Source organism: Deltaproteobacteria bacterium, assembly GCA_020848905.1.
In the GTDB taxonomy this organism is placed as follows: domain Bacteria; phylum Myxococcota_A; class Polyangia.
The window spans coordinates 54184-75531 of the sequence record JADLHG010000027.1 but is presented as its reverse complement, the minus strand read 5'-3'; the positions used below and the strand labels follow the sequence as shown (position 1 = coordinate 75531).

The following is a 21348-nucleotide window of genomic DNA, read 5'->3' as shown; positions in this document are numbered from 1 at the left end:
GAGATCTACGTCATCAGCGCGACGGGGCAGGTGCTGAAGCGACTCACGCACAACGCGGCCATCGACACCTCGCCGACCTGGTCCCCCGACGGCTCGCAGCTCGCGTTCGTCTCGAACCGCGGCGGCTCGCCGCAGATCTACGTCATGTCCGCCTCGGGGGGCGGGGCGCGGCGGCTCACCTTCCGTGGGAGCTACAACCAGGAGCCCGACTGGTGTCCGCGCGCCGATACGCCGCTCGTGGCCTTCACGGGGCGAGACGAGCGCGGCCACTACGACATCTTCACCGTGAACGTGCAGAGCGGCGAGGTGAAGCGGCTCACCCAGGGGCAAGGGAGCAACCAGGGGCCCACCTGGGCGCCGAACGGCCGCCTCATCGCCTTCAGCTCGAGTCGCGGGGGCGTCTGGGTCGCGACCCCCGACGGCCTGAACCAGCAGCAGGTCTATCGCGGCCAGGCCGAGACGCTTTCCTGGGGTAAGTAGGCGCGGGCAGTCGTCGGCGCGCTCGTGGGAATCAGTCCTCGCAGCTTCCAGCCCGTCTTGAGGAGCCAGGTTCGTGGCTCGAGCACCGGCGGGTCTCCGTCGGGGGGCACTGGGCTGAAGTCCTTCCAGCCGTCGAAGTAGCGCGCCGAGCTGCACGCGTCCAGGTCGCGTCGCGGGACCCACTTGCCGCGCGCACGTGCGTGCTTGCGTTGATTCTGAAGCACGTACGCGAGCGCGGCCTTCACCTCGCTCGGCGTCTTCAGGATGTGCTGATGGTAGCGGTCCCGAAACACCCGCCCTTTGCGGCCCACCGTGCGGTTCAGCGCGTGCGCGAGGCGAATCGCCAGCGCCCGCAGCCCTCGCATCAGCACGCCCCGGTCCTTGGCCTCCGTCACGAGGTGCAGGTGGTTCTTCTGGATCGAGTAGTGCGCGAGGTTCAGGCCAAAGCGCCCCGCCGACTTCACGAAGGCCTCCTCGATCGCCCGGAGCTGCTTCTTGCTCCGCAGGTTCGGTAGCCCTTCAACGACCTTCATCGTGACGTGCACCGGAAACCGGCTAGCCAGAAGCGGTCGCGCCCGATGCGGCAGTCCGCTCCCGGGCCGCTTCTTCCTTCCCGCGCCCTCGCGCTTTCCGCCCCACCCCGTTGCCTCCCGCATCGGCAACGGAAGCTGCGTTGCAGAACCCGCCGGCCGACGCGTGCCCGAATGCCGGTCATCGCCCGAGGAGGATTTGCACGTTCGTGCCATCATGAATAAGGCTAATACTAACAAAGTGCCGGTCGGATGTCAAGCCCGTCCTTGCACGAACAAAAGAACAGAACCAAGAACAACGACAACGACAACGAACAGAACACGAAACAAACACACACAAGCCCTCCTCCCCGCCGCACCGACGCACCCCCACCGCCCGCATGCGCGCACGACCGCCCGCGCCATCGGCGGACGTCCCTCGCAGACCGATTTCGGAGTTCTGACTAGCCGTTCTTGCGCTTCGCGGCGCGCGCGGCCAGCGACGGGAGCTCGGGGAGAGCGCCTTCGACCGCGGGGCCGACGAGCAGGTGCTGCTCGAGGAGGTCGGTGAAGAAGAGGCAGAAGCGCTCGCGGCCGGCCGGGGTCTCGAGGCGCGGCTCACCGAGCCAGTCGGGGCGCGCGCGGGCCGCGATGAGCCACATCGAAAGGGAGGTGACGAGGAGCAGGAGCAACGCGCGGGTGTCCACGGCGCGCACGAGGCGCCTCTGCGTGAGGTGGATCAGCGCGCGGTCGATGCGGCCCACCACGTCGGCCTCGAGCTGGTCGGAGAGTGCGATCGGCTCGCTCGAGGAATCGAGCAGGCGAAACATGGCGAGCCGCGCGAACGGGAGGTTCGCGCAGAGGAAGTCGTGCACCTGGCTCACTGTGGTGCGGAGCTCGGCGCGGAGCTCGGCGCGGGTCTGCACGGTGGCGAGCTGCTCGAGCACCGGGCCGAGCGCGCGCACGAAGGCGTCGTGACCGAGCCAGTAGACCTCGGCGAAGAGGCCCGCCTTGTCGCCGAAGTGATACTTCAGCGTCGCGAGGTCCACCTCGGCCGCCAGGGCGATCTGGCGCAGCGAGGTGGCCGCGTAGCCCGAGGCGGCGAAGGTGTTCAGGGCCACGGACCGGATGCGCAGACGGGTGGCGAGGCCGTTCGCGCGTTCTGCTCGTCGGGGCGAAGAGGTAGTGGACATGGTGCTCGTTCTACATCGCACGACTTCGTCGGAGCGCCAACCCCGGCCCGTGCGGTTTTCCGGGGCGGGCGCTTCGTCGTTTGCCTGATCCATCATCTGGTGGAATAATAATCCACCACATGGTGGAAGACAACGCATGCCGCTCACCCAATGGCTCCCGGCCCGACTTCGCGTGGGCCTGCTCTCCCTGCGCCAGGCCCGAACCGACCTCCGGGCGGCCCTGACGCGGGGGCGGACGCCGCCGTTTCAAGGGGTCAGAGCCTGCTCGAGCGGCTCGCCCGAGTGCGCCGCCGACGCGCGGGCCCGGGCAGCGTGGTCGCCGCCACCCCAGGCCACCGAGCCCAGGCCATCGGGTGCCGAGGTCCCCGCCTCCGTAGCCCGTGCGGTGCGGCACGCGGTGCGCTTCGCCCGCAGCGAGCGGACCATCGCGGTCACTCCGCGGCAGACGCTCCTCGCCGCGGGCCGGCGGGCTGGCGTGGACCTGGCCTTCTCGTGTGCGCTCGGCGGCTGCGGGACCTGCCGCGTGCGCCTCCTCGAGGGGACGGTCGAGCTGGCGGAGCCGAACTGCCTGACCGAGGACGAGCGCGCCGCGGGCTACGTCTTGCTCTGCGTGGGTCGAGCGCGCGGCGACCTGGTGCTGGACGCGTGAGACGCGCCCGAGGAGAGGCCACATGCTGAACTCCGACCGTCTGGTGAAGCTCCTTCCCCTGCCGATGCGACGAAAGGCGGCGATGGCGCTGGACCTCTTCGAGCTGCTGCGGCAGGTGAAGCGGCCTGTCGCGCTCGCCGGCATGGTGCCCTCGATGACGCGCGGCCTGGTGCTCCAGCAAGGCCGTCAGGGGCGCCCCATCGACATGGTCTCTGGGCACGCGGCGCACTTCGACTTTGGCTATCGCTCGGACTTCCCGGAGATGCGGGAGCTCTACGTGCGCGCCAAGCAGAACCAGTGGGACGCCGACGTGGTGATCGACTGGAGCGTGGACGTGGACCCCTTGAACCCCGAGGTGCCGCTGCTCCCCGACCGCTTCTTCGACAACGAGGCGCTCGCGGCCCTCGGCGTGAAGCTCTCGGAGCAGGAGCGCCGCGAGGTGATCTACAGCCTCACGAGCTGGATGCTCTCGCAGTTCCTGCACGGCGAGCAGGGGGCGCTCTTCGCGGCGGCGCAGGTGACCGAGTCGGTGCAGTGGCTGGACGGCAAGCTCTACGGCGCGACGCAGGTGATGGACGAAGGGCGCCACGTGGAGACCTTCCTGCGCTACGTGGAAGGCAAGCTGAACAAGCTCTACACGATCAACGACAACCTCTTCGTGATCATCGACGCGCTCATCACCGACGCGCGCTGGGACATGAAGTTCCTCGGCATGCAGATCATGGTGGAGGGCCTTGCCCTCGGCGCATTCGGCACGCTCTATCGCGTCACACGCGAGCCGCTCCTGCGGCAGCTCCTCAAATACGTGATCCAGGACGAGGCGCGGCACGTGCACTACGGGGTTCTGGCCTTGCGCGACCACCTGCGCACGGGGCTTTCGGAGCGCGAACGGCGCGAGCGGCAGGACTGGGCCTTCGAGGTGGCGCTGCTCATGCGCAACCGCTTTCGCGCGCACGAGGTCTACGAGGAGTGGTTCGAGGGGCTCATCACGCGCCGGCAGTGGGACGTGCTCATCGACGGGTCGCAAGGAATGCGCGAGTTCCGCCAGGTGATGTTCTCGCGGCTCGTGCCGAACCTGCGGTTCATCGGGCTCATGCCCGAGCGCATGCTGCCGCACTACGAGCGCGCGGGGCTCATGCAGTACTTCGACGGGGTCAACGCGTCGGAGCTCTCGGCCGAGCGCCTGGTGCAGGACCTGGACGGGGAGGAGGGCGCCGCGCCGGGCCCCGCCCTCTGACCTGGCCCATCGAAAATCGGCCAGCCTGGGTCGGAGGCGGCCGCGTACGTCAGGCGACAGGTCCCTGGTGTCAAGGCGTTAGGGGGCCTGGCGGGCGGCACGTGCCTTGCTCGGTACCGGGCCGTGACCGTTCGGTGTTCTAGCGTGCGCCTTTCGCTTCTGCTGGCCCTGCTCGTCGCCGGGCTACCCGTCCGGACCGAGGCGCGGGGCGCGGAGGCGCCCTCCCGCAAGGAGGCGAGCCTCCGGGGGCTGCTCCTGCGCAGCTCGCTGCGGCTCAGTCGAACGCACGAGCGGGGCGAGAACCTGCTCCTTCCGCGCTGGGAGGTCCCCGGCTGGGACATCCGCTACACGACGGAGCAGAACTACCGGTGCGCGGTGGACTTCGTGCTGGCGAACGCGCACGAGCTGCCGCTCGACCTCGAGACGGCGACCCGTCTGAACCGCCTCCTCACCGAGGGCCTCGTCCCCGAGCGCATCCTCGGCCAGGCCAGCTTCCGGGCCGACGCGTCGCGTTTCTACCGCTGGCTGGCCTCGCCGCGCGCCGAGGCGCTCGGGCGGCGAGATCCGGTGGCGCTCGCCGAGCGCGTGCACGCGGGGCTGGGCTACTTCGACGCGTTTCCCGACGGGAACGGGCGGACGGCGCGGCTCATGGCGGACCTCGTGCTCCTCAAGCACGGGCGCGCCCCGGCGCTCTTCACCACGCTCGAGGAGTACTTCGAGCGCGGGATTTTCTCGCGGGACATGGCCGACAAGGGCCTGCGGCGACGCTCGCAGATCGCCTACTACCGCGAGGCAGCGCGCCGCGGCCAGGTCGAGCTCGAGCGCCTGCTCGCCGACTGAGTACCCCACGTTTCTCGTTACGACTTCCAACCCGCTCGGTGTTCTGGGGGGCCCGCGGATCGGGGTCGGCATTTCTGGCCCGTCCGGTTAGACTGGAGGCCAAGGGGAGAGATGGGAGCATGGCCTTGCGTAACGCGATGTGCGGGGTGCTCGTGCTGGGCCTCGTGGGCCTGGCCGGCTGCGGCGCCGGTACGACCAAGGGGACTCGCGCCGATGGGATGACAGGCTACGCCGACGGCGGCCTATATAGCGACTGGGGGGGCGGCGGGCGCATGGATTTCGGGGGGAGCGGCTACTGGGACGTGGGTGGGGGCAGCTTCGACGGCGGTACGGGCGGCGAGGGGGGCGTGCCCACGGGCGACGGTGGGGGCGGCAACTGCGGCTCGCCGATCGGTGGGAGCTGCCAGAGCTGCGCGGCGAACGAGCTCTGCACGCCGGCGGGGAGCGGGACCTGCGCGGCACGCATCGAGCTGCGCGGAGCCGCCGATTCCAAAGAAGTGATGGTCGCGATCAACCTGGCCTACGTGGCCTGCTGGAAGAAGTCCCCGAAGGCCGACACGCTCTGCGCCACCTTCGACACGTGCGCGCTTACCGGCACGGTGAGCGAGCAGATGGTCAAGGACTGGATCTGCAAGAAGGCCCAGAAGACGGACTTCCCGACCTCCGCGGACTACGACGAGGCGCGTGGGCTCAACAAGTGCAACTGGCTCCGCGGGCAGCTCGTCTATCGCCCCAACTGGCAGATCGCGGGCCTCGAGCCCGGCAAGCTGGGCGTGGCTTGCCTCGGCTACGATCAAAATCCCATCTACAAGACCGATCGCCTGCCGGTGCACGACTGCACGAGCTTCCCGTACCCGTAGAGCGCGCCTCGCTGGCCGCGCGCCTAGACCGACGCAACCGATCAGCGTAGTCCGCGCCGGGCCCTCACTTCAGCGCGTACACCGCGATGTACTGGTAGGCGAGCGTCTCGGTGTCGAGGCTCAGGCGACGATAGCCCGCCGCCGCGAGCTCGCGCTCGAGGGCCGGGGGCGCGACGCGATGGTGCTCCGGGGGGCCGACGGGGAGCTTGCCCAGCTTGAAGTCCACGACCACGACGCGGCCCCCCTGGCGTAGCCGCGGGGCGAGGCGCCGGAAGTACTCCGTGCGCGCCGGCAGGTGGTGGTAGGTGTTGCAGATGAAGAGGAGATCCACCCCCTCGGCGGGGAGTTTCGGATCCGAGGCGGTCGAGCGCGCGGCGGTCAGGTTCTTCAGGCCCTCCTTCGCGGCGCGCTGGCGCACGTAGCGCACCATGTCCTCTTCCAGATCGAGCGCGAGGACCGTGCCCGTCGGCAGCCGGCGGGCCAAGCGCACCGCGAAGTAACCGGTGCCGGCGCCCAGGTCCGCGACGCGGAGCGGTCCCTTGAGCTTCAGCGCGTCCAGGACGGCGTCCGGCCGCTGCCACCGGTCGCGCTCGGGCCCCTCGAAGACCTTGGCCCACCTTGCGGCGTCACGAAAGCGATGGGGCATCTCGTGCGCGGGCGGGGCGGCCCGGCCGAGGCTCACCGCACCGACGAGACCGACGAGACCGACGACCAGGGACGCGCGCTTCATCTCGAACTCCTCGAGCGAGGGATGCTATACCTCGGAGCCCGATGGTAGCCACCCGCGCTCCGGGCGCCAGCGTCAAATCCATGGGCCTCTGGCTCGCGCGGCGCGAACGCGCGGAGTCCCGGGGCGGCGCTGTCTTCGGCGCGCTGACCCTGGGTGCGCTCGGCTTCGGCTACCTGCTCGGGCGCCCGCTCGCGGCGGAGTCGGTCTCGCTCGACCGGCTCTACTGGCTCGGGCTCGCGCTCGTGGGACCGCTGCCCCCCCTCGCGGTGGGCGCGCTCTACCACGACCCCGCGCATCTGCCGCTCCTCCCCTTGCCGCTCGCCGGGAGCGCGCATTTCCGCCTCGGCGGCTGGGTCTTTGTGCGCACCGTCTGGCCCTGGCTGCTCCTGGCCGTCGGACTCGGCGCGGGGGTGGGGGAGGGGAGCTCGCTCCACCTGCGACAGCTCCTCGCGGCCTACTTCGGCGCGGTGTTCGCGGGGAGCGCGGCCCTCGCGCTCGGCATGGCGGGGATCGCCGGGTGGCTCGCCGATGCCGACGAGGCGCCGGTGCGCGCGCTGCGCCTCTGGATGGCCGGGAGCTATGGGATCGAGCGGCACGGTCCGTTCTACATCGTGCCGGCGCTGGCCTTCGCCCTGGCCGCGGTGGTGGCCGCAATCTCCGAGGCGGGGCTGCGGCAGCTCGTGGGAGGCGCGAGTCCGGGCTCGCTCGGTCGGGCCTGGCTGCTCTTTCTGAGTCCGCTCTGGCTCGGGGGGCTCGTGCTCGCGATCGGCGCGTGGGTCTACGGGCGCCACGCGCTGAAGGTGATCCCGCGCGTGGTCGAGGCGGCGCGCACGATCTACGGCGGACGACCGGCTCCCGCCGAGCCCCCCTACGGTGCCGCCGTGGCGCGGGGGCTGCCCGCGAGCTGGCGTCCGCACTTCTGGAAAGAGCTGCGCGAGCAGGCGCGCGCGCAACGCGGCCTCTGGGGCTGGATCGCGCTCGCCCTCCTCGGGGCGCTGGCCTACGGCGTGAACGTCGGCGCACCGACGGCGGCGGCTCCGCTCTTTGCCGCGCTGCTCGTGGCCTGGGTGGCGAGCCTGCCCGTGCGTCGCTCCCCGAGGGCGGCGGGGGCGCGGTACCTGCTCACGCTCCCGGCGCCGCGGAGCGCCGCGTGGCTCGGGCGCTGGCTCGCGTTGCTCTGGGTCGGCGCGCATCTGACGGCGGGCCTGGCCTTCGCCGTGGGGTGGCGCCACGGTCCCGGCGCGTCGGCGCTGCTCGGCGCGCAGCTTCTCGCCACGTCGCTCCTCTGCACGGCGGCGACCCGCTCGGGGGACGCCGCGCGCGCGGGGCGCTGGGGCCTCGTCGCGCCGCTGGCCTCGGCGGTCGGGCTCGCCCTGGCCCTCCTCGGGCTCTCGTGGAGCGCGGCGGGCCTGCTCGCCTTCGCGGGCCTCGCGGCCGCTGCCGTGGCCCTGGCCCTACCCTACGGACTGCGGCGATGACGGCTCCGGTGCTGGAGGTGAGCGGGCTGTCCAAGGCCTACGGACGTCGCCTCGCGCTGGATGCGCTCGAGCTGGAGCTCGGTCGCGGCGAGCTCGTGGCGCTGCTCGGCGAGAACGGCGCGGGCAAGACCACGACCCTGGCCATCCTGTCGGGGCAGCTCGTCCCCGACGCGGGCGCGGCGCTCATCCTGGGCCACGACGTCTTCGCGGCGCCCCTCGAGGCGCGCCGGCACCTCGGGTACGTGGCGCAGGATCTCCAGCTCCCGCCGTACCTGACCGTCGAGGAGCTGGCGGAGTTCGTGTGCGGCGTGAAGCGCGTCCCGCTCGACCGCGCCGAGCTCGCGCGGCTCCTCGCTCTGACGGAGCTCGACCAGGACGGCAATCGCCTGGTGGGGGAGCTCTCGCACGGGATGCAGCGCAAGTCGGCCTGGGTGGTGGCGCTGGTGAGCCAGCCCGAGCTCCTGGTGATCGACGAGGGCCTCGCCGGCGTGGACGCCCGCAGCAGCCGCGCCCTCGTCACCGAGGTGGTGGCGCGCGTGCGGCGAGGGACGGCGGCGCTGTGGACGGAGCACGACCTGGACCTGCTCGCGCCGCACCTGGATCGCGCTCTCCTCTTGCATCGTGGCCGACTGGCGCGCGTCGCCTCGGGGGACGCGGTGCGCGCGGCAGCCACGGCCGGGGAGCTCGAACGGTTGATGCGCGTGGAAGGCGGAGCCGCTGCTCCGGAGGCGCGCGAGACGACGACGGAGGACGCATGAAGCGACGATTTCTGGCGCTGGGGATCTGCTTCGTCGGCGCGGTGGGCCTGGCCCGCGCCGAGGAGCCTCGCGCCGAAAGGCCACGCGCTGGCGCCACGCCCGTCGCGCGCCCGTGTGGCAAGACGCCCGCCGGCATGGCGTGCGTGCCGGGAGGCGAGTACCAGCGCGGCTCGGACACGGGACTCAAGGACGAGCGGCCGGCCCACCGGGTCTGGGTCGACACGTTCTACATGGATCTGTACGAGGTGACGCACGCCGAGTACCAGGCCTGCGTGAAGGCGGGGGCCTGCGAGAAGGCCGGGCCGAAGTACCGGGCGGGCGCGGGCTACAAGGGCTTTTCGGAGCCGAAGCAGCCCGTCGTGGGGGTGAGCTGGTTCAACGCGCGCCAGTACTGCCAGTCGAAGGGCAAGCGCCTCCCCACCGAGGCGGAGTGGGAGAAGGCCGCGCGCGGCACCGACGGTCGAACCTATCCCTGGGGCAACGAGCGCTGCACCTGCGCGCGCGCGATCATCATGGACCTCAAGGGGCGCGGCTGCGGGGTGGGCAAGGAGGGGCGCGGCGCGACCTGGGACGTCGGCTCGCGTCCGCCGGGACCCTACGGGCTCTACGACATGGCGGGGAACTCGTGGGAGTGGGTGGCGGACTGGTACTCGCCGAGCTACGCGGCCTGCGGCAAGGAGTGCGAGGGACCGAACCCGAAGGGCCCCTGCGGGGGCGCGGACGAATGCCCCGGCCACCGGCTGAAGATCGTGAAGGGCGGGTCGTGGTACTGGCCTGCGTCCGACGCGCGTGCGGCGAGACGCCGGCCGCACGTGCCGCTCAACCGACCTTTCCACCACTTCGGTTTTCGCTGCGCGAAGAGCGTCGAGTAAGGGCTTCTTCGCTCAGGATGTGACGCCGGTCGCGCAAAGGAAGGGTCCGGCTACGGCCGCTTCGGCTCGCCCCCCTTCGCCTGCGCCGCGAGCCATCTCTTTCGCGGAAGAAAGATCAGCCGCTCGGCGTTCTCCACGTAGATCTTGTGCAGCACCTCGCGCGGCAGGCCCACCCCGTCGATCTTCCAGCGCCCCTGGATGGGGGTGGGATGATCGAACTGGCGGTCGCTCGTCTCGAAGTAGCGCCGGTGGATCGCGTAGTACTTCAGCGCGTCCTCGAAGGTGGGTGGGTTCGGCGAGACCGAGCCGAGCTGCATGCCGTTCGGGGTGACGATGAGATCGGTGCCGAAGAGGACGCGGTCCTGGTACTTGACGTAGAAGGCCCGCGCCTTGTGCGCCGGATGGCGGCCGAGCTCGGGGACGCGGGCGGCCACGTCCACGTAGAAGTTGGGGGCCGTGTCGAGGAGCCTCGCCACGTAGTCCAGGCTCTCGGAGTAGCCGGCGAGGTGAATCCCGAGAAAGATGGTCTTCGGGAACTTGCGCACCACGCGGTCGCGCGCGGCCATGAGCTCGAGGAAGGAGGGGAAGTCCTTGCCGTGGAAGCTCCAGTCTTCCGCCAGCTTGAGCTCGTCGTAGCGTTCGTTCTCGGGGGTGACGGGCTTGAAGAAGGCCACCGGATCGGCCACGTGCCAGGCCACGATGGCTCCGGTCGCCCCCGCGCGCGCCCAGAGCGGATCGAGCCTGGGGTCGTCCACCTTCAGGAGCTTGCCGTTCGCGAGGCGCACCCCGAGCCCGAGATCCTTGAAGATCTTGATCCCGCTCGCCCCGTCGCGCATGGCCTGGGCCAGCCGGTCGGCCTCGCGGCGCCCCCAGCCCGGCTCGTCGATCCCTTCCCAGTCGGGGTTGATGAAGAAGGCCATCTTCTCGCCCAGCACGCCGGCCAGCCGCCGGGTCGCTTCGTACCGGGGGGTGCCAGGGACCCCCGCGCTCTTCACGGCGAACTTGGTCACGCCGACCTGCGAGAAGATGCGCAGCGCCTCGTTGAAGGATTCGGGCAGCGGCGTTATGTGCACGTGCGAGTCGATGAAGGGCAGGCGCGGTGGGTCGGGTCGCGCCGCCGGACCCTGGACGGGGGCCGAAAGGAGATCTCCGTCACGCGTTTTCGCGCTCCGCGAACGGCACGCCGGCACGGAAATCGCGAGCGTGATGCCGAGCGCGAGGAGCCACGTTTTCCGTCGAGGAGCGGTCGTTGCCAAGGCCGGAGTGCTGTGAGATAGTTCCATGCCACTTAGAGATTAAGGGAGATAGAAATGCGCACAAGCATCATCGTGGGGAGCATGCTCTGTCTTGTGGCCGGGACCGCGTACGCGAAGGACTACTACGTGGCCCCGACCGGCAAGGATGACGCGGCAGCAGGGACCCAGGCCTCGCCGTGGAAGACCATCACCTATGCGGCGAACCAGGTCTTGCCCGGCGATACGGTGATCGTGCAGGCCGGGACCTACGCCGAGGTGGTGCTGATCGACAAGGACGGCGGGGCCAGCGGCATCCGCTTTCAGGCGGCGAGCGGCGCCGCCGTGGTGATCAACGGTAACAACACGCTCCCGGCGGTGGCCACCGACGCGCTGGTCTCGGTCAACGGCAAGGGGATCTCCTTCGAGGGCTTCGACGTGCGTGGCTCCAAGGGGGTCGGCCTGATGGTCTCCGGGGACAACCACAAGATCCTGAACTGCAAGATCCACGACAACGCCTACGGCGGCATCGCGGCCGACACGGCGATCGGCGTGCAGATCTCCGGAAACACCGTCTACAAGAACCAGATGTTCAACGCGGCTCACAATCAGACGGGCGTGGGTCCGGGCGTGGCCGTGGGCGCCTCCGAGAAGACCGAGGTCGCGAACAACACGATCTATAACAACCACGGCCAGGGCCTGGCGGTCACCGAGGGGAAGAACAACGTCGTGCGGGGCAACACGCTCTACGACAACCTGACCGACAACGTGTACGTCGAGGCGTCGGAAGCCGTCACCATCGCGCGGAACTTCATCTACTGCACGACGGACGTGATCTGGCAGACGGGCGGCAACCGACCGGGCGGCATCTCGCTCAGCGACGACGCGGTGACCAAGGGCCACAAGGTCATGAACAACATCGTGTCGGCCTGCGGCGGCAACTTCGCCTGGTACCCGGCCATCTCCGGGGCGGGCCTCAAGAACTCGCTCATCGCGAACAACACCTTCTCGCAGGCTCAGAACGTGGGCATCACCATCGAGCAGGGGGCGCACGCCAGCACGACGATCGCGAACAACATCGTGATCCAGTCCAACACCCAGGTCCTCGAGCTGGGCGCGAGCGGGCCGTACCCGACCTTTGCCAGCAACAACTGGCTGGGCGGTACGCCTCCGGCGGCGGGGGTGAACGCCAAGGACGTGACCGGGGTGAACTGCAACCTCATCAACATCAACGACAAGAAGCCCGACGGCTTCAAGATCCCGTCGGGCTCGCCCTGCGTGGACAAGGGCACGACGCTGGCTGACGTGAAGGACGACTACTTCGGCGCGGCGCGGCCCCAGGGCGCAGCCTACGACATCGGGGCGCACGAGTACGGCGGCGCGGTCACGCCGGACGCGGGTCCGCCGCGCGACGGTGGCGTGAAGGACGGGCGCCCCACGGTGGACGGCACGGTGCCCCCGACCGACGGCACGGTGGTCAAGCCCGACGGTGCGGCGCCGAAGCCCGACGGCGGCGTTGTGCCCAAGGCCGATGGCGGCACGACGCCGCAGGGTGACGGCGGGACCTCCGGCGGTGGCGGCTGCTCCTGCGAGCTGGCCGAGCGTCCGACGAGCCTTTGGCCCTTCGCGCTCCTCGGCCTGGCCGCGGCGCTGGGCCTGGCCTTCCGTCGCCGTCGTCGGTAAGCTCGCTCCGCTAGCCTCTCCCTTTTCTCCCCCGATTGCCCTACCATCCCCCTCCGAACCCGAGCTCCGGCTCGAGGAGGAAGGGGTCCATGAAGACGCGCGCGGCGATCGTCGGCGCCACCGGCTACACGGGGGGAGAGCTCGCGCGGCTCCTGCTCGGCCACCCCGGCTTCGAGCTCGCGGGGCTCTACCGGCTGGGGAGCGAGACCGCCGTCTCGCTCGCCGAGGCGCAGCCGCACCTCTTCGGGCTGACCGACCTCACCTGCGTGGCCTACGACGAGGCGGCGCTCCGGCGGAGCGCGCAGGTCGTCTTCTTCGCCACACCGAACGGCCAGGCGATGAAGCTGGCTCCCGCGCTGCTCGAGGCGGGGGTGAAGGTCATCGACCTCGCGGCCGACTACCGTCTGCACGATGTCGCCGCCTACCGGCAGTGGTACAAGCTCGAGCACGCCTCGGAGAGCTGGCTCGCGCGCGCCATCTACGGCTTGCCGGAGGTCTACCGGGAGGCGGTGCGGAAGGCCGAGCTCGTGGCCAACCCGGGGTGCTATCCGACCTCCGCGATCCTGGCGCTCGCGCCGCTGCTCGAGGCGCGCCTCGTAGAGCTCTCGAGCCTGATCGTGGACAGCGCGAGCGGCGTCTCCGGCGCCGGGCGCGCGCACGTCACCACGAGCTACCTCTTCAGCGAGGTGGCGGGGGACTACAAGGCCTACGGCGTGGCGCAGCACCGCCATACCCCCGAGATCGAGCAGGAGCTCTCGCACCTCGCGGGCGAGGCCGTGCAGATCTCCTTCACCCCGCACCTCCTGCCGGTCAGCCGCGGCATTCTGACCACGGCCTACGCGACGCTCGTGCGGCCGGTCTCCGCCGACGAGCTCCAGGGGCTCTACGCCACGCGCTTCGCCGCGGAGCCCTTCGTGCGGGTGCGGCCGAGCGGCACGTCGCCGCAACTCAAGCAGGTGGTGGGGTCGAACTTCTGCGACGTCAGCGTGACCCCGGACCCGCGTACGGGGCGAGTGATCGCGCTCGCGGCGATCGACAACCTCATCAAGGGGGCGGCGGGGCAGGCGGTGCAGAACGCGAACCTGATGACCGGCCAGGACGAGCGAGCCGGACTCGTGACCGGGGCGCTCGCGCCGTAGCCTCGGGCGCCGCTGCAAGGAGAAGGCATGGCCAAAGCACGTCCAGCCGACGCGGGGACGGTCACCAGCCCGAAAGGATTTCTCGCGGCCGGGGTGCAGTGCGGCCTCAAGGCGAGCGGCAAGAAGGACCTGGCGTTGCTCGTGAGCGAGACGCCGTGCGCCGCGGCGGGGGTCTTCACGTCGAATCAGGTGCGGGCCGCGCCGGTGCGGGTTTGCCAGGAGCACCTGCGACGGCGAGGACGCGCGATCCGGGCGGTGGTGGTGAACGCCGGCGTGGCCAACGCGTGCACGGGCGAGCCGGGGCTGGCGAACGCCCGTGCGATGACCGAGGTGGTGGGGCGCGCGCTGGAGCTCGAGCCCTCCGCGGTGCTCGTGGCCTCGACGGGGGTGATCGGGCCGCAGCTCCCGATGGAGAAGGTGACGGCCGGGATCTGGCTCGCGGTGCAGCAGCTCAGCCCGCGGGGCGGTCCCGACGCCGGCCAGGCGATCATGACCACCGACAGCCGGGCCAAGCACGGCTCGGTCCAGGTGACCGTGGGTGGCAAGCGCGTCACGATCGGCGGCATCTGCAAGGGGGCGGGGATGATCGCCCCCAACATGGCCACCATGCTCTGCTTCCTCACGAGCGACGTCGCGGCCACCCCGGCGGTGCTGAAGCAGGCGCTGAAGGCGGCGGTGGCGCGCTCGTTCAACTCGATCACCGTGGACGGAGACCAGTCCACGAACGACACGGTGCTGGTCCTCGCGAACGGGCAGGCGGGTAACCGGCCGCTCGCGGAGGCCAAGGGCGCCGACTACGCGCGCTTCCTCGAGGGACTCACGCAGCTCGCGCAGCAGCTCGCCCGCGAGATCGTGCGCGACGGCGAAGGAGCGACGAAGGTCATGGCTATCACCGTGCGCGACGCGCGGACCGAGGCCGAGGCCAAGCGCGTGGGCCTGAGCATCGCGAACTCGAACCTGGTGAAGTGCGCGATGTTCGGCAACGACCCGAACTGGGGGCGCATCGCCGCGGCGGTCGGGTACGCGCCGGTGAAGGTTCGCCCCGAGAAGCTCTCGATCTGGCTCGGGCCCCTGCGGGTAGTGCACCAGGGGACGCCGGCCGCGTTCGACCAGCAGGCGGCGCACGAGCTCCTCAAGCAGAGCGAGACGATCGAGGTGACGGTGAGCCTCGGGCTCGGCAAGGCCGAGTGGACCGTCTGGGGGAGCGACCTGACCTACGACTACGTGCGGATCAACGCGGAGTACCGCACGTAGCAGCGTGACGGGTGGCCGTCGCCCCGCGCACCGAGGAGAGCCGATGGAGATGCTGCAGCAGCGGGCCCAGGTCCTCGTCGAGGCCTTGCCCTACATCCGCGAGTTCTACGGCAAGACCATCGTCGTGAAGTACGGCGGTCACGCCATGGTGGACGACGCGCTCAAGCGCGAGGTGATCCGCGACCTGGTGCTGCTGCACTTCGTCGGGATCACGCCCATCCTGGTCCACGGGGGCGGCCCCGAGATCACCGACATGATGAAGCGCATGGGCAAGGAGTCCGAGTTCGTGCAAGGGCTGCGCGTCACCGACGCCGAGACGGCGGAGATCGCGCAGATGGTGCTGGTGGGGAAGATCCAGCAGGAGCTGGTGCAGCTCGTGCGCGCGGAGGGCGTGGCGGCGGTCGGGCTCTCGGGCAAGGACGGAGACCTGCTCGCCGTGCGGCGCATGGGCCAGCGCGGACCGGAGGGGACCGACCTCGGCTTCGTCGGGGAGATCCAGCACGTCAACCCGGGGATCCTGCACACGCTGATCGCCGGGCGCTACCTGCCCGTGGTGAGCTGCATCGGCGGCGACCCGAAGGGCAACACGCTCAACCTGAACGGGGACCACTGCGCGGGGAAGCTCGCCCAGGCGCTCGGCTGCGCGAAGCTGATCATGATGACCGACGTACAAGGGATTCTGCGCGACCCGAAGGACCCGAGCACGCTCATCCCCGAGCTGACGGTGGCGCAGGCGCGGGAGCTGATCGCGAACAAGGTGGTGGACAAGGGAATGATCCCCAAGGTAGAGGCCTGCCTCTGGGCCCTCGAGGGGGGCGTGAAGAAGGCGCACATCATCAACGGAGCGGTGCTGCACTGTCTGCTCATGGAGCTCTTCACCAGGCAAGGCATCGGCACCATGATCGTCGGAACCGGAGAGCGACGCGCGTGAACCTGCAAGAGATCATCGACGCTACCAGCCGCTACATCATCCCGACCTACGGACGGCTCCCCGTGGCTTTCGAGCGCGGCGAGGGCTGTCGCCTCTGGGACACCGAGGGGAAGGAGTACCTGGACCTGCTCTCCGGCATCGCCGTGATGGGGGCCGGGCACAGCCACCCGGTCATCGTGGCGGCGATCCGCGAGCAGGCCGGGCGGCTCATGCACGTGAGCAACCTCTACCACAACGAGCTGCAGGCGCGGCTCGCGCGGGAGCTCCACCGCCTGAGCGGCGGGATGCGGGCCTTCTTCTGCAACAGCGGGACGGAGGCCAACGAAGGCGCGATCAAGCTGGCGCGGCGCTGGGGGAACGAGCGTCGCGGAGGACGCTACGAGATCCTCGCCGCGCGGGGGAGCTTCCACGGGCGGACCTTCGGGGCCCTGACCGCCACGGGGCAGGACCGCTTCCATCGGGGCTTCGCGCCGCTCCTGCCGGGCATCCGCTGGGTGGAGTACGACGATCTGCCGGCGCTGCGCGCGGCGGTGAGCGAGCAGACCTGCGCCGTGCTGCTCGAACCGATTCAGGGGGAAGGGGGGGTCAGGGTGCCGGCGGCCGGCTACCTCCGGGGAGTGCGCGAGCTCTGCGACGAGCTCGGGCTGCTGCTGCTGCTCGACGAGGTGCAGACGGGGATGGGGCGCACGGGCAAGACCTTCGCCTTCGAGCACGAGGGCATTCGCCCGGACATCGTGTCGCTGGCCAAGACGCTGGGCGCCGGCTTTCCGATCGGCGCCACGCTGGCGCGCGAGGAGCTCGCGACGGCCTTTCCGCCGGGCTGGCACGCCTCCACCTTCGGCGGCAACTTCCTGGCCTGCGCGGCGTCGCTGGCCTACGTGGGGTTGCTCGAGGGGGGGCTCACCGAGAACGCCGCGCGGAGCGGCGCGTACCTGAAGGGGGAGCTCGAGCGCCTCGCGCGCGAGCAGCCGCTGATCAAGGACGTGCGCGGGCAGGGGCTGCTCCTCGGGGTGGAGCTCTCGCAGCCGCTCGCGGCGAAGGTCGAGGAGGCCTGCCGCGGCGCGACGCCGGTGGGTCTCATCCTGAACGCCCTCGGCGACCGCGTCCTGCGCCTCGAGCCGCCGCTGGTCATCGGCCCGGCCGAGCTCGACCAGGCGGTCGCGATCCTCGGGCGCGTCCTCGCCCGGGTGGCCGCGTAGCGGGCGGCGCTGGCCGCTCGGGGAACCTACTCCAGCCGGTACGGGTAGCGCATGGTGAGGGCCCGGCTGCTCGCCGGGAAGGTGAGGCGCGTGACGAGGGGCGCGATGCAGCGGTGGAGGCCGTTGCGCTGCAGGAGGGCGGGGGAGCTGACCTGGACCTTCTGCACCTTGCCCGAGCGTTCGATCCGGAAGGCCACGCTCACCTGCCCCGACTGAACGGCCCAGCCCTCGCGCGCGCGGTCGATGCAGGCCACGATCGACGTGTCCAGCAGGCGGAAGCGTCGGTCCACCTCCGCACTGCTCAGCTCGCGCTCGTCGCCGGCCTCGGACATGTCCACCACGTCAGTGCCGCCGAGGGAGGGACCTTGCGTGCTGGCCCGCAGGTCCGCGGCGCTCGGAGTGCGAAGCGGCGGCTCGTGCGGCTCGCCTCCTCCGGCGGCGGCTCCCGCGCGTCCACCGCGGCGCTTGCGCTTGCCACGGCGGGATGGTTCGGCGGGCTCGGCGGGCTCCGCCGGGAGCGCGACGCAGCGCTCCTTCTCGCAGCGCGTGCCCGAGCCGCAGCGACCGATGCACGGGTCGGCCCGCCGGTCGAGTCGCTCGTGCACGAGGTATCCCCCGAGGGGGAGCAGGCCGATCACGATGCCGAGCAACCAGCGCATGCGGTGATGATACCTCAGCGGATGCGGGTCACCGGTCGCGAGGGCGTACCGAGAGCGTCGAAGTGCTGGAAGGGCTGCTCGAGCCACGCGCGCAGCACACGGGCCAGCGCCGCGGCGTGCGCCCCGTCGATGAGCCGGTGGTCGAGCGTGGCCTGCACGCGCATGGTCTTGGCGGGGCGCACCTTCCCGTTCTGCACGACGGGCGTGTCCCCCACCGCGCCGACCGCCACGAGGATCGGCGCGCGGCAGTACGGGATGAGCGGGGCGTAGCCTTCGTCGAGGCCGAGGGAGCCGATGTTCGTCACCACCACCGAGCCGAAGGGGTCGTTCGGGATGCCGAGGCGGCTCAGGTCCAGGTTCAGCCCGTAGCAGGCGAGCGAGATGAAGTCGATGGCCGCGTTGAGCAGGGGATAGGGAATGCGCGAGAAGGCGCTGCGCGAGCGCTCGAGCACCTCGTCCTTGCCGCTGCGCACGCGCAGAAGGTGCGTGTCGAGCTCGTCCACCAGCTCGACGAGGCTCTTGCGGTCCACGTCCTCGAGGCGCACGCCGGAGAGGTCCGCGTCGCCGCCATCCCCCTTCGGGAGCATCACGGAGAAGAAGACGTGCACGCGGCGACGCCGGTAGGGCCGGTTGAAGCGCAGGAGCACGTTCGCCCCCGGCACCTCGGCCAGCGCCATCGCGACCGCTTTGCCCACGAGATGGGTGACGGTGAGGCGCTTGCCGGTGGCCTCGCGGAAGGCCTCGATGTAGCGCAGCGCCTCTTCCATGCGCAGCGTGAGGCCGCCGTAGATCTGCGGGTCGTGGGTCGTGCGCCACGTGCCGATGGCCACGCGTCGGAAGGCCGAGACGCGGTCCTGCGCTTCCAGGTCGATGTTGGGCATGCCAGGACTATACGAGCGCCCGGGGTTTCGGGGGAACTACCCGCGCGCCACGGCGGGGCGCGGAACCTTGCCGATGTAGTCGAGGAGCACCGCCGGCTTGACGGGCTTCTCGAGAAAGGCCATGGCCCCCGCCTGTAGGGCCCGCTTCTCGAGGCCCGCGGCGGGTCGCTCGGTGACCAGGATCACGGCCACGTCCTGGGTCGTGCTGCTGGCCTTGAGGCGCTTGCAGACCTCGACGCCGTCGAGCCCGGGCATCGCCACCTCGAGGACCACCACGTCGGGGCGCTTCGCGCCGATGTGGATCAGCGCTTCGATCCCCGAGGTGCAGGAGTGCACCTCGATCGAGCGTTCGGAGCGCGTGAGGGCGCGCTTGAGCGTCTTGATCGCCCCGTCATCCTCGTCCACGAGGAGCACGCTGCGCCGCTCGGAGCGGAGCTCGTCGGGGACGGGCATGCCGCACTCGTCGAGGAACTTGAGGAGGTCGGGGTAGAGCACCCGCCGATGTCCGCCGGGGGTGCGAAAGGCCTTGAGACGGCCCGAGTCGATCCAGCGGTTCACGCTGGACGGATCGGCGCCGACGAGGTGACCGATCTTACGCGATGAATAGATACGTGCCATGAGGGTCTATGCGCTCTACCTACGGTGCGTCGCCTGGCCGGTGCCGACAACCCCCACTCTCGGTGAAGCCGACCGCATGAAACCTGTCGGCTTCTATACCGCTGCTGAAGCGTGGAATGCAAGGACTCGGGCGAAAGGAAGGAGCGGACGCCAGCGGAAGGGCTTGGGCGATCAGGGACAGCCGTTCGAGCTCCGGGAGCGGCTGCCGAAGCCGCCGCGCAGCTCCCGGTAGCGTCGTGCCAGGTCCGGACCGATCTGACCCCCCAGCTCGCGTTCCACCCGGTCCCCCATGCTGGTGAGCAGCCGATACAGCCGCTCGAGGGCGGTGGTGCCCGAGAGCTCGGCCGGCGGCGCCTGGAGCCCCGCGCGCTCGCGAGCCAGCTTCTGGAAGACCTGCTTCAGCTCCTGTTTGGTGGACTTGTCGTCGATTTCTTCCATCAGGGCGCGGGGCGAAAGCGTGTCGGAGCCCTTCGCGTCTCCCGTCACCTCGACGTAGAGCTTGCGCAGGTCCTGCAGGGTTCGCCGGTGATTGCCGGCGAAGACCTGATTGACGGCGGCCTTCTCCTGGTCGGTCAAGCCGAGCTCGCGCACGGTCTCCTCCGAGGCGGTCGAGGGCTCCGCGCCGAGCGGCGGGGTGTCCCACCGGAGCTCGCACTTCTTGGCCATGCCGACGAGCTCCTCCTTCGACAGATCGAACGCGCGGTAGGGGTCCTTCCCCGGGCCCTTGGCCTGCTGGAGCTGGCCCTCGAGCGTCTTGACCTGCGCGCGAAGCCGCTCGGCCTCCCCGGCCAGACGCTGGTGCTGCTCGACGAGGCTCCCGGGAGGTGCGTCGTTTCGTCGCACCCCTGCCGTCGCGCCGCCTCGGGCTGCGTTGTTTATCGCGGCCGCTTCGCCGTCCAGCCGCTCCGGCGCCCGCGTGCCGTCCAGCTTGCCGACCTCTCCTGCCGCCAGACGGAGCGAGCCGCGGGGCGAGGCCGTGAGCACCTTGCCCTCGTAGACCGAGACGACGACCACCGTGGCGAGCGCGGCGCCGGCCGCCGCCCCTGCGAGTCCTGCGCGATGGGCTTTCATCGGATGTACCTCCACGCGAAAACAGGTGCCGAGCACCTGGACCAGGCCGGCCGGCGTCTCGACCTCGAACGGTCCGCCCGGCTCGACACGATAGAAGGCGTTCCCCGCCGACTGCACCACGCGCGCGGCTCCCGAACGGCGCACGCGGTAGCTGAACGCGGTTCCCGCCTCCGCTACGACGACGGCGCGCCGACCGAGGCGGAGCGTGGTGCGCTCCTCGCTCCGGAGCTCTCCCTGGAGCTCCGAGCCGGCGAGGAGGACCCACCACCCGGCGACGAGGCCCGCCGCCGCGACGGCACCGACCAGCAGGGCCAGCCGCCGGCTCCGGCCGGAGGGGCGTGTCGCCCGCGCGAGCACCTGCTCCGCCAGGTCGGGCGGGGCTTCTCTCGCGGGCCACGCCTCGAGCCAGCGGCGCTCCTCGGGGGACGGGGTCTCGGGATCGTGCGGCTCCCTCATAGTGCGTCCTCCGGCCCACCGAGCGCCTGTCGGAGAGCCTGCCGCGCCCGCGAGAGGCGCGACTTCACGGTCCCGGGCTCGAGCTTGAGCGCGGTCCCGATCTCGTCGTAGTCCCAGTCGTGGTAGGCGCGCAGGACCAGCACCGCACGCTGCTCGTCGGGGAGCTCGGCCATCGCGCGCATCACCTTCCGCGCAAGCTGGCGGTCCGTCGCTGTGCGCTCGGGGGAAGCGCTCGTTCCCTCTGGCTCGTCCACGAGGGGCTCCACGCGCCGCCGACGACGGAGCACGTCCAGGCAGGTCCGCGTTGCGACCGTCAGGATCCACGTGGAGAGGCGCGCCGGCCCCTGCGGGTCGAAGTGGGGCAGCGCCCCCAGCACCTTGATCAGCGTGTCCTGCGCCAGGTCGTCCACCTGGCTGGGCTGGCTGACCATCAGCCGCCCGACGAGGGCGTAGATCTGCGGCCCGTAGTGGGTCACCAGATCCGCTTGAGCGCTCCGGTCCCCGCGCCGCGCCCGGGCCAGCGTGATCTGGTCCAGCTCTCGGCCTCGCTGCGGTGCGGCCTGTTCGAGAAGGGACACGGCTCTGCCCATCGCCCTGTTACACGCCGCCCCCCCGCCTC

General features: G+C 70.7%; 22 protein-coding genes. 13 read left to right on the top strand and 9 right to left on the bottom strand.

Features of this window, described 5'->3' with window-relative positions; all coding sequences use genetic code 11:
- The coding region (locus tag IT371_11160; GenBank protein ID MCC6748211.1) for a PD40 domain-containing protein at positions 1–480 on the top strand (480 nt) is incomplete at its 5' end.
- Here the strand turns inward: IT371_11160 and IT371_11155 are convergent.
- Positions 441–1013, bottom strand: coding sequence for a hypothetical protein (locus IT371_11155; GenBank protein ID MCC6748210.1), 573 nt, complete (start codon positions 1011–1013; stop codon positions 441–443). The two genes, IT371_11160 and IT371_11155, sit on opposite strands and share 40 nt — an antisense overlap.
- 440 nt (positions 1014–1453) lie before the next feature.
- Positions 1454–2182, bottom strand: a complete 729-nt coding sequence (locus IT371_11150) for a TetR/AcrR family transcriptional regulator (GenBank protein ID MCC6748209.1) — start codon at positions 2180–2182, stop codon at positions 1454–1456.
- A 136-nt stretch (positions 2183–2318) separates the two neighbouring features.
- Between IT371_11150 and IT371_11145 the strand changes: the two genes are divergently transcribed.
- The 4 genes from IT371_11145 to IT371_11130 all read left to right on the top strand — a co-directional run bounded on the left by IT371_11145 (position 2319) and on the right by IT371_11130 (position 5768).
- Positions 2319–2831 carry a 2Fe-2S iron-sulfur cluster binding domain-containing protein gene (locus IT371_11145; GenBank protein ID MCC6748208.1) on the top strand — a complete coding sequence of 171 codons (513 nt, stop codon included), beginning with the start codon at positions 2319–2321 and terminating at the stop codon, positions 2829–2831.
- Between the two features lie 64 nt (positions 2832–2895).
- The gene (locus tag IT371_11140) at positions 2896–4068 is read left to right on the top strand and encodes a ferritin-like domain-containing protein (GenBank protein ID MCC6748207.1); all 1173 of its coding nucleotides are present in this window, start codon (positions 2896–2898) and stop codon (positions 4066–4068) included.
- A gap of 144 nt (positions 4069–4212) precedes the next feature.
- On the top strand, positions 4213–4908 hold the full coding sequence (locus IT371_11135; protein MCC6748206.1) for a Fic family protein: 696 nt from the start codon (positions 4213–4215) through the stop codon (positions 4906–4908).
- Between the two features lie 119 nt (positions 4909–5027).
- Positions 5028–5768: a hypothetical protein gene (locus IT371_11130; GenBank protein MCC6748205.1), complete on the top strand. Its 741-nt coding sequence runs from the start codon at positions 5028–5030 to the stop codon at positions 5766–5768.
- A 64-nt stretch (positions 5769–5832) separates the two neighbouring features.
- On the opposite strand, the gene IT371_11125 is transcribed toward IT371_11130, so the two are convergent.
- Entirely contained in the window at positions 5833–6498 is a 666-nt protein-coding gene (locus IT371_11125; protein ID MCC6748204.1) for a class I SAM-dependent methyltransferase, read from the bottom strand.
- 41 nt (positions 6499–6539) lie between these two features.
- Here IT371_11125 and IT371_11120 point away from each other — a divergent pair, with 41 nt between their 5' ends.
- From IT371_11120 to IT371_11110, 3 genes are read left to right on the top strand one after another with little or no spacing between them, the layout of a single operon-like run.
- Positions 6540–7976, top strand: coding sequence for a hypothetical protein (locus IT371_11120; GenBank protein ID MCC6748203.1), 1437 nt, complete (start codon positions 6540–6542; stop codon positions 7974–7976).
- Complete coding sequence (locus IT371_11115) at positions 7973–8734, top strand: ABC transporter ATP-binding protein (protein MCC6748202.1); 762 nt, start codon at positions 7973–7975, stop codon at positions 8732–8734. The genes IT371_11120 and IT371_11115 overlap by 4 nt, the downstream gene beginning before the upstream one ends.
- On the top strand, positions 8731–9606 hold the full coding sequence (locus IT371_11110) for a formylglycine-generating enzyme family protein (GenBank protein ID MCC6748201.1): 876 nt from the start codon (positions 8731–8733) through the stop codon (positions 9604–9606). The genes IT371_11115 and IT371_11110 overlap by 4 nt, the downstream gene beginning before the upstream one ends.
- Before the next feature lie 50 nt (positions 9607–9656).
- Here IT371_11110 and IT371_11105 read toward each other — a convergent pair whose 3' ends face one another.
- A complete protein-coding gene (locus tag IT371_11105) occupies positions 9657–10679 on the bottom strand; it encodes an amidohydrolase family protein (GenBank protein ID MCC6748200.1) in 1023 nt (340 codons plus the stop codon).
- Positions 10680–10916: 237 nt separating this feature from the next.
- Here IT371_11105 and IT371_11100 point away from each other — a divergent pair, with 237 nt between their 5' ends.
- The 5 genes from IT371_11100 to IT371_11080 all read left to right on the top strand — a co-directional run bounded on the left by IT371_11100 (position 10917) and on the right by IT371_11080 (position 17044).
- Positions 10917–12521, top strand: a complete 1605-nt coding sequence (locus tag IT371_11100) for a right-handed parallel beta-helix repeat-containing protein (GenBank protein ID MCC6748199.1) — start codon at positions 10917–10919, stop codon at positions 12519–12521.
- A gap of 89 nt (positions 12522–12610) precedes the next feature.
- Positions 12611–13660 (top strand): N-acetyl-gamma-glutamyl-phosphate reductase, encoded by a 1050-nt coding sequence (locus tag IT371_11095; GenBank protein ID MCC6748198.1) that lies wholly within the window; start codon positions 12611–12613, stop codon positions 13658–13660.
- Positions 13661–13687: 27 nt separating this feature from the next.
- Entirely contained in the window at positions 13688–14914 is a 1227-nt protein-coding gene (argJ, locus tag IT371_11090) for a bifunctional glutamate N-acetyltransferase/amino-acid acetyltransferase ArgJ (protein ID MCC6748197.1), read from the top strand.
- 43 nt (positions 14915–14957) lie between these two features.
- Positions 14958–15845: an acetylglutamate kinase gene (argB, locus tag IT371_11085; protein ID MCC6748196.1), complete on the top strand. Its 888-nt coding sequence runs from the start codon at positions 14958–14960 to the stop codon at positions 15843–15845.
- Positions 15842–17044 carry an acetylornithine transaminase gene (locus IT371_11080; GenBank protein ID MCC6748195.1) on the top strand — a complete coding sequence of 401 codons (1203 nt, stop codon included), beginning with the start codon at positions 15842–15844 and terminating at the stop codon, positions 17042–17044. The genes argB and IT371_11080 overlap by 4 nt, the downstream gene beginning before the upstream one ends.
- 26 nt (positions 17045–17070) lie before the next feature.
- Here IT371_11080 and IT371_11075 read toward each other — a convergent pair whose 3' ends face one another.
- From IT371_11075 to IT371_11055, 5 genes are all read right to left on the bottom strand, one after another.
- On the bottom strand, positions 17071–17703 hold the full coding sequence (locus IT371_11075; GenBank protein MCC6748194.1) for a hypothetical protein: 633 nt from the start codon (positions 17701–17703) through the stop codon (positions 17071–17073).
- Positions 17704–17717: 14 nt separating this feature from the next.
- Complete coding sequence (locus IT371_11070; protein MCC6748193.1) at positions 17718–18584, bottom strand: 2-oxo acid dehydrogenase subunit E2; 867 nt, start codon at positions 18582–18584, stop codon at positions 17718–17720.
- Between the two features lie 36 nt (positions 18585–18620).
- Positions 18621–19202 carry a response regulator gene (locus tag IT371_11065; GenBank protein ID MCC6748192.1) on the bottom strand — a complete coding sequence of 194 codons (582 nt, stop codon included), beginning with the start codon at positions 19200–19202 and terminating at the stop codon, positions 18621–18623.
- A gap of 171 nt (positions 19203–19373) precedes the next feature.
- Positions 19374–20729: a FecR domain-containing protein gene (locus IT371_11060; GenBank protein ID MCC6748191.1), complete on the bottom strand. Its 1356-nt coding sequence runs from the start codon at positions 20727–20729 to the stop codon at positions 19374–19376.
- Positions 20726–21307 (bottom strand): sigma-70 family RNA polymerase sigma factor, encoded by a 582-nt coding sequence (locus IT371_11055; protein MCC6748190.1) that lies wholly within the window; start codon positions 21305–21307, stop codon positions 20726–20728. Before IT371_11055 ends, IT371_11060 begins: the two co-directional genes overlap by 4 nt.
- Positions 21308–21348 lie beyond the last annotated feature (41 nt).

Excerpts from the sequence above, each read along its gene's own strand:
- IT371_11155 (MCC6748210.1), bottom strand. The coding sequence starts at position 1,013 with ATGAAGGTCGTTGAAGGGCTACCGAACCTGCGGAGCAAGAAGCAGCTC.
- IT371_11150 (MCC6748209.1), bottom strand. The coding sequence starts at position 2,182 with ATGTCCACTACCTCTTCGCCCCGACGAGCAGAACGCGCGAACGGCCTC.
- IT371_11145 (MCC6748208.1), top strand. The coding sequence starts at position 2,319 with ATGCCGCTCACCCAATGGCTCCCGGCCCGACTTCGCGTGGGCCTGCTC.
- IT371_11140 (MCC6748207.1), top strand. The coding sequence starts at position 2,896 with ATGCGACGAAAGGCGGCGATGGCGCTGGACCTCTTCGAGCTGCTGCGG.
- IT371_11130 (MCC6748205.1), top strand. The coding sequence starts at position 5,028 with ATGGCCTTGCGTAACGCGATGTGCGGGGTGCTCGTGCTGGGCCTCGTG.
- IT371_11125 (MCC6748204.1), bottom strand. The coding sequence starts at position 6,498 with ATGAAGCGCGCGTCCCTGGTCGTCGGTCTCGTCGGTCTCGTCGGTGCG.
- IT371_11120 (MCC6748203.1), top strand. The coding sequence starts at position 6,540 with ATGGTAGCCACCCGCGCTCCGGGCGCCAGCGTCAAATCCATGGGCCTC.
- IT371_11115 (MCC6748202.1), top strand. The coding sequence starts at position 7,973 with ATGACGGCTCCGGTGCTGGAGGTGAGCGGGCTGTCCAAGGCCTACGGA.
- IT371_11110 (MCC6748201.1), top strand. The coding sequence starts at position 8,731 with ATGAAGCGACGATTTCTGGCGCTGGGGATCTGCTTCGTCGGCGCGGTG.
- IT371_11100 (MCC6748199.1), top strand. The coding sequence starts at position 10,917 with ATGCGCACAAGCATCATCGTGGGGAGCATGCTCTGTCTTGTGGCCGGG.
- IT371_11095 (MCC6748198.1), top strand. The coding sequence starts at position 12,611 with ATGAAGACGCGCGCGGCGATCGTCGGCGCCACCGGCTACACGGGGGGA.
- argJ (MCC6748197.1), top strand. The coding sequence starts at position 13,688 with ATGGCCAAAGCACGTCCAGCCGACGCGGGGACGGTCACCAGCCCGAAA.
- argB (MCC6748196.1), top strand. The coding sequence starts at position 14,958 with ATGGAGATGCTGCAGCAGCGGGCCCAGGTCCTCGTCGAGGCCTTGCCC.
- IT371_11075 (MCC6748194.1), bottom strand. The coding sequence starts at position 17,703 with ATGCGCTGGTTGCTCGGCATCGTGATCGGCCTGCTCCCCCTCGGGGGA.
- IT371_11070 (MCC6748193.1), bottom strand. The coding sequence starts at position 18,584 with ATGCCCAACATCGACCTGGAAGCGCAGGACCGCGTCTCGGCCTTCCGA.
- IT371_11065 (MCC6748192.1), bottom strand. The coding sequence starts at position 19,202 with ATGGCACGTATCTATTCATCGCGTAAGATCGGTCACCTCGTCGGCGCC.
- IT371_11060 (MCC6748191.1), bottom strand. The coding sequence starts at position 20,729 with ATGAGGGAGCCGCACGATCCCGAGACCCCGTCCCCCGAGGAGCGCCGC.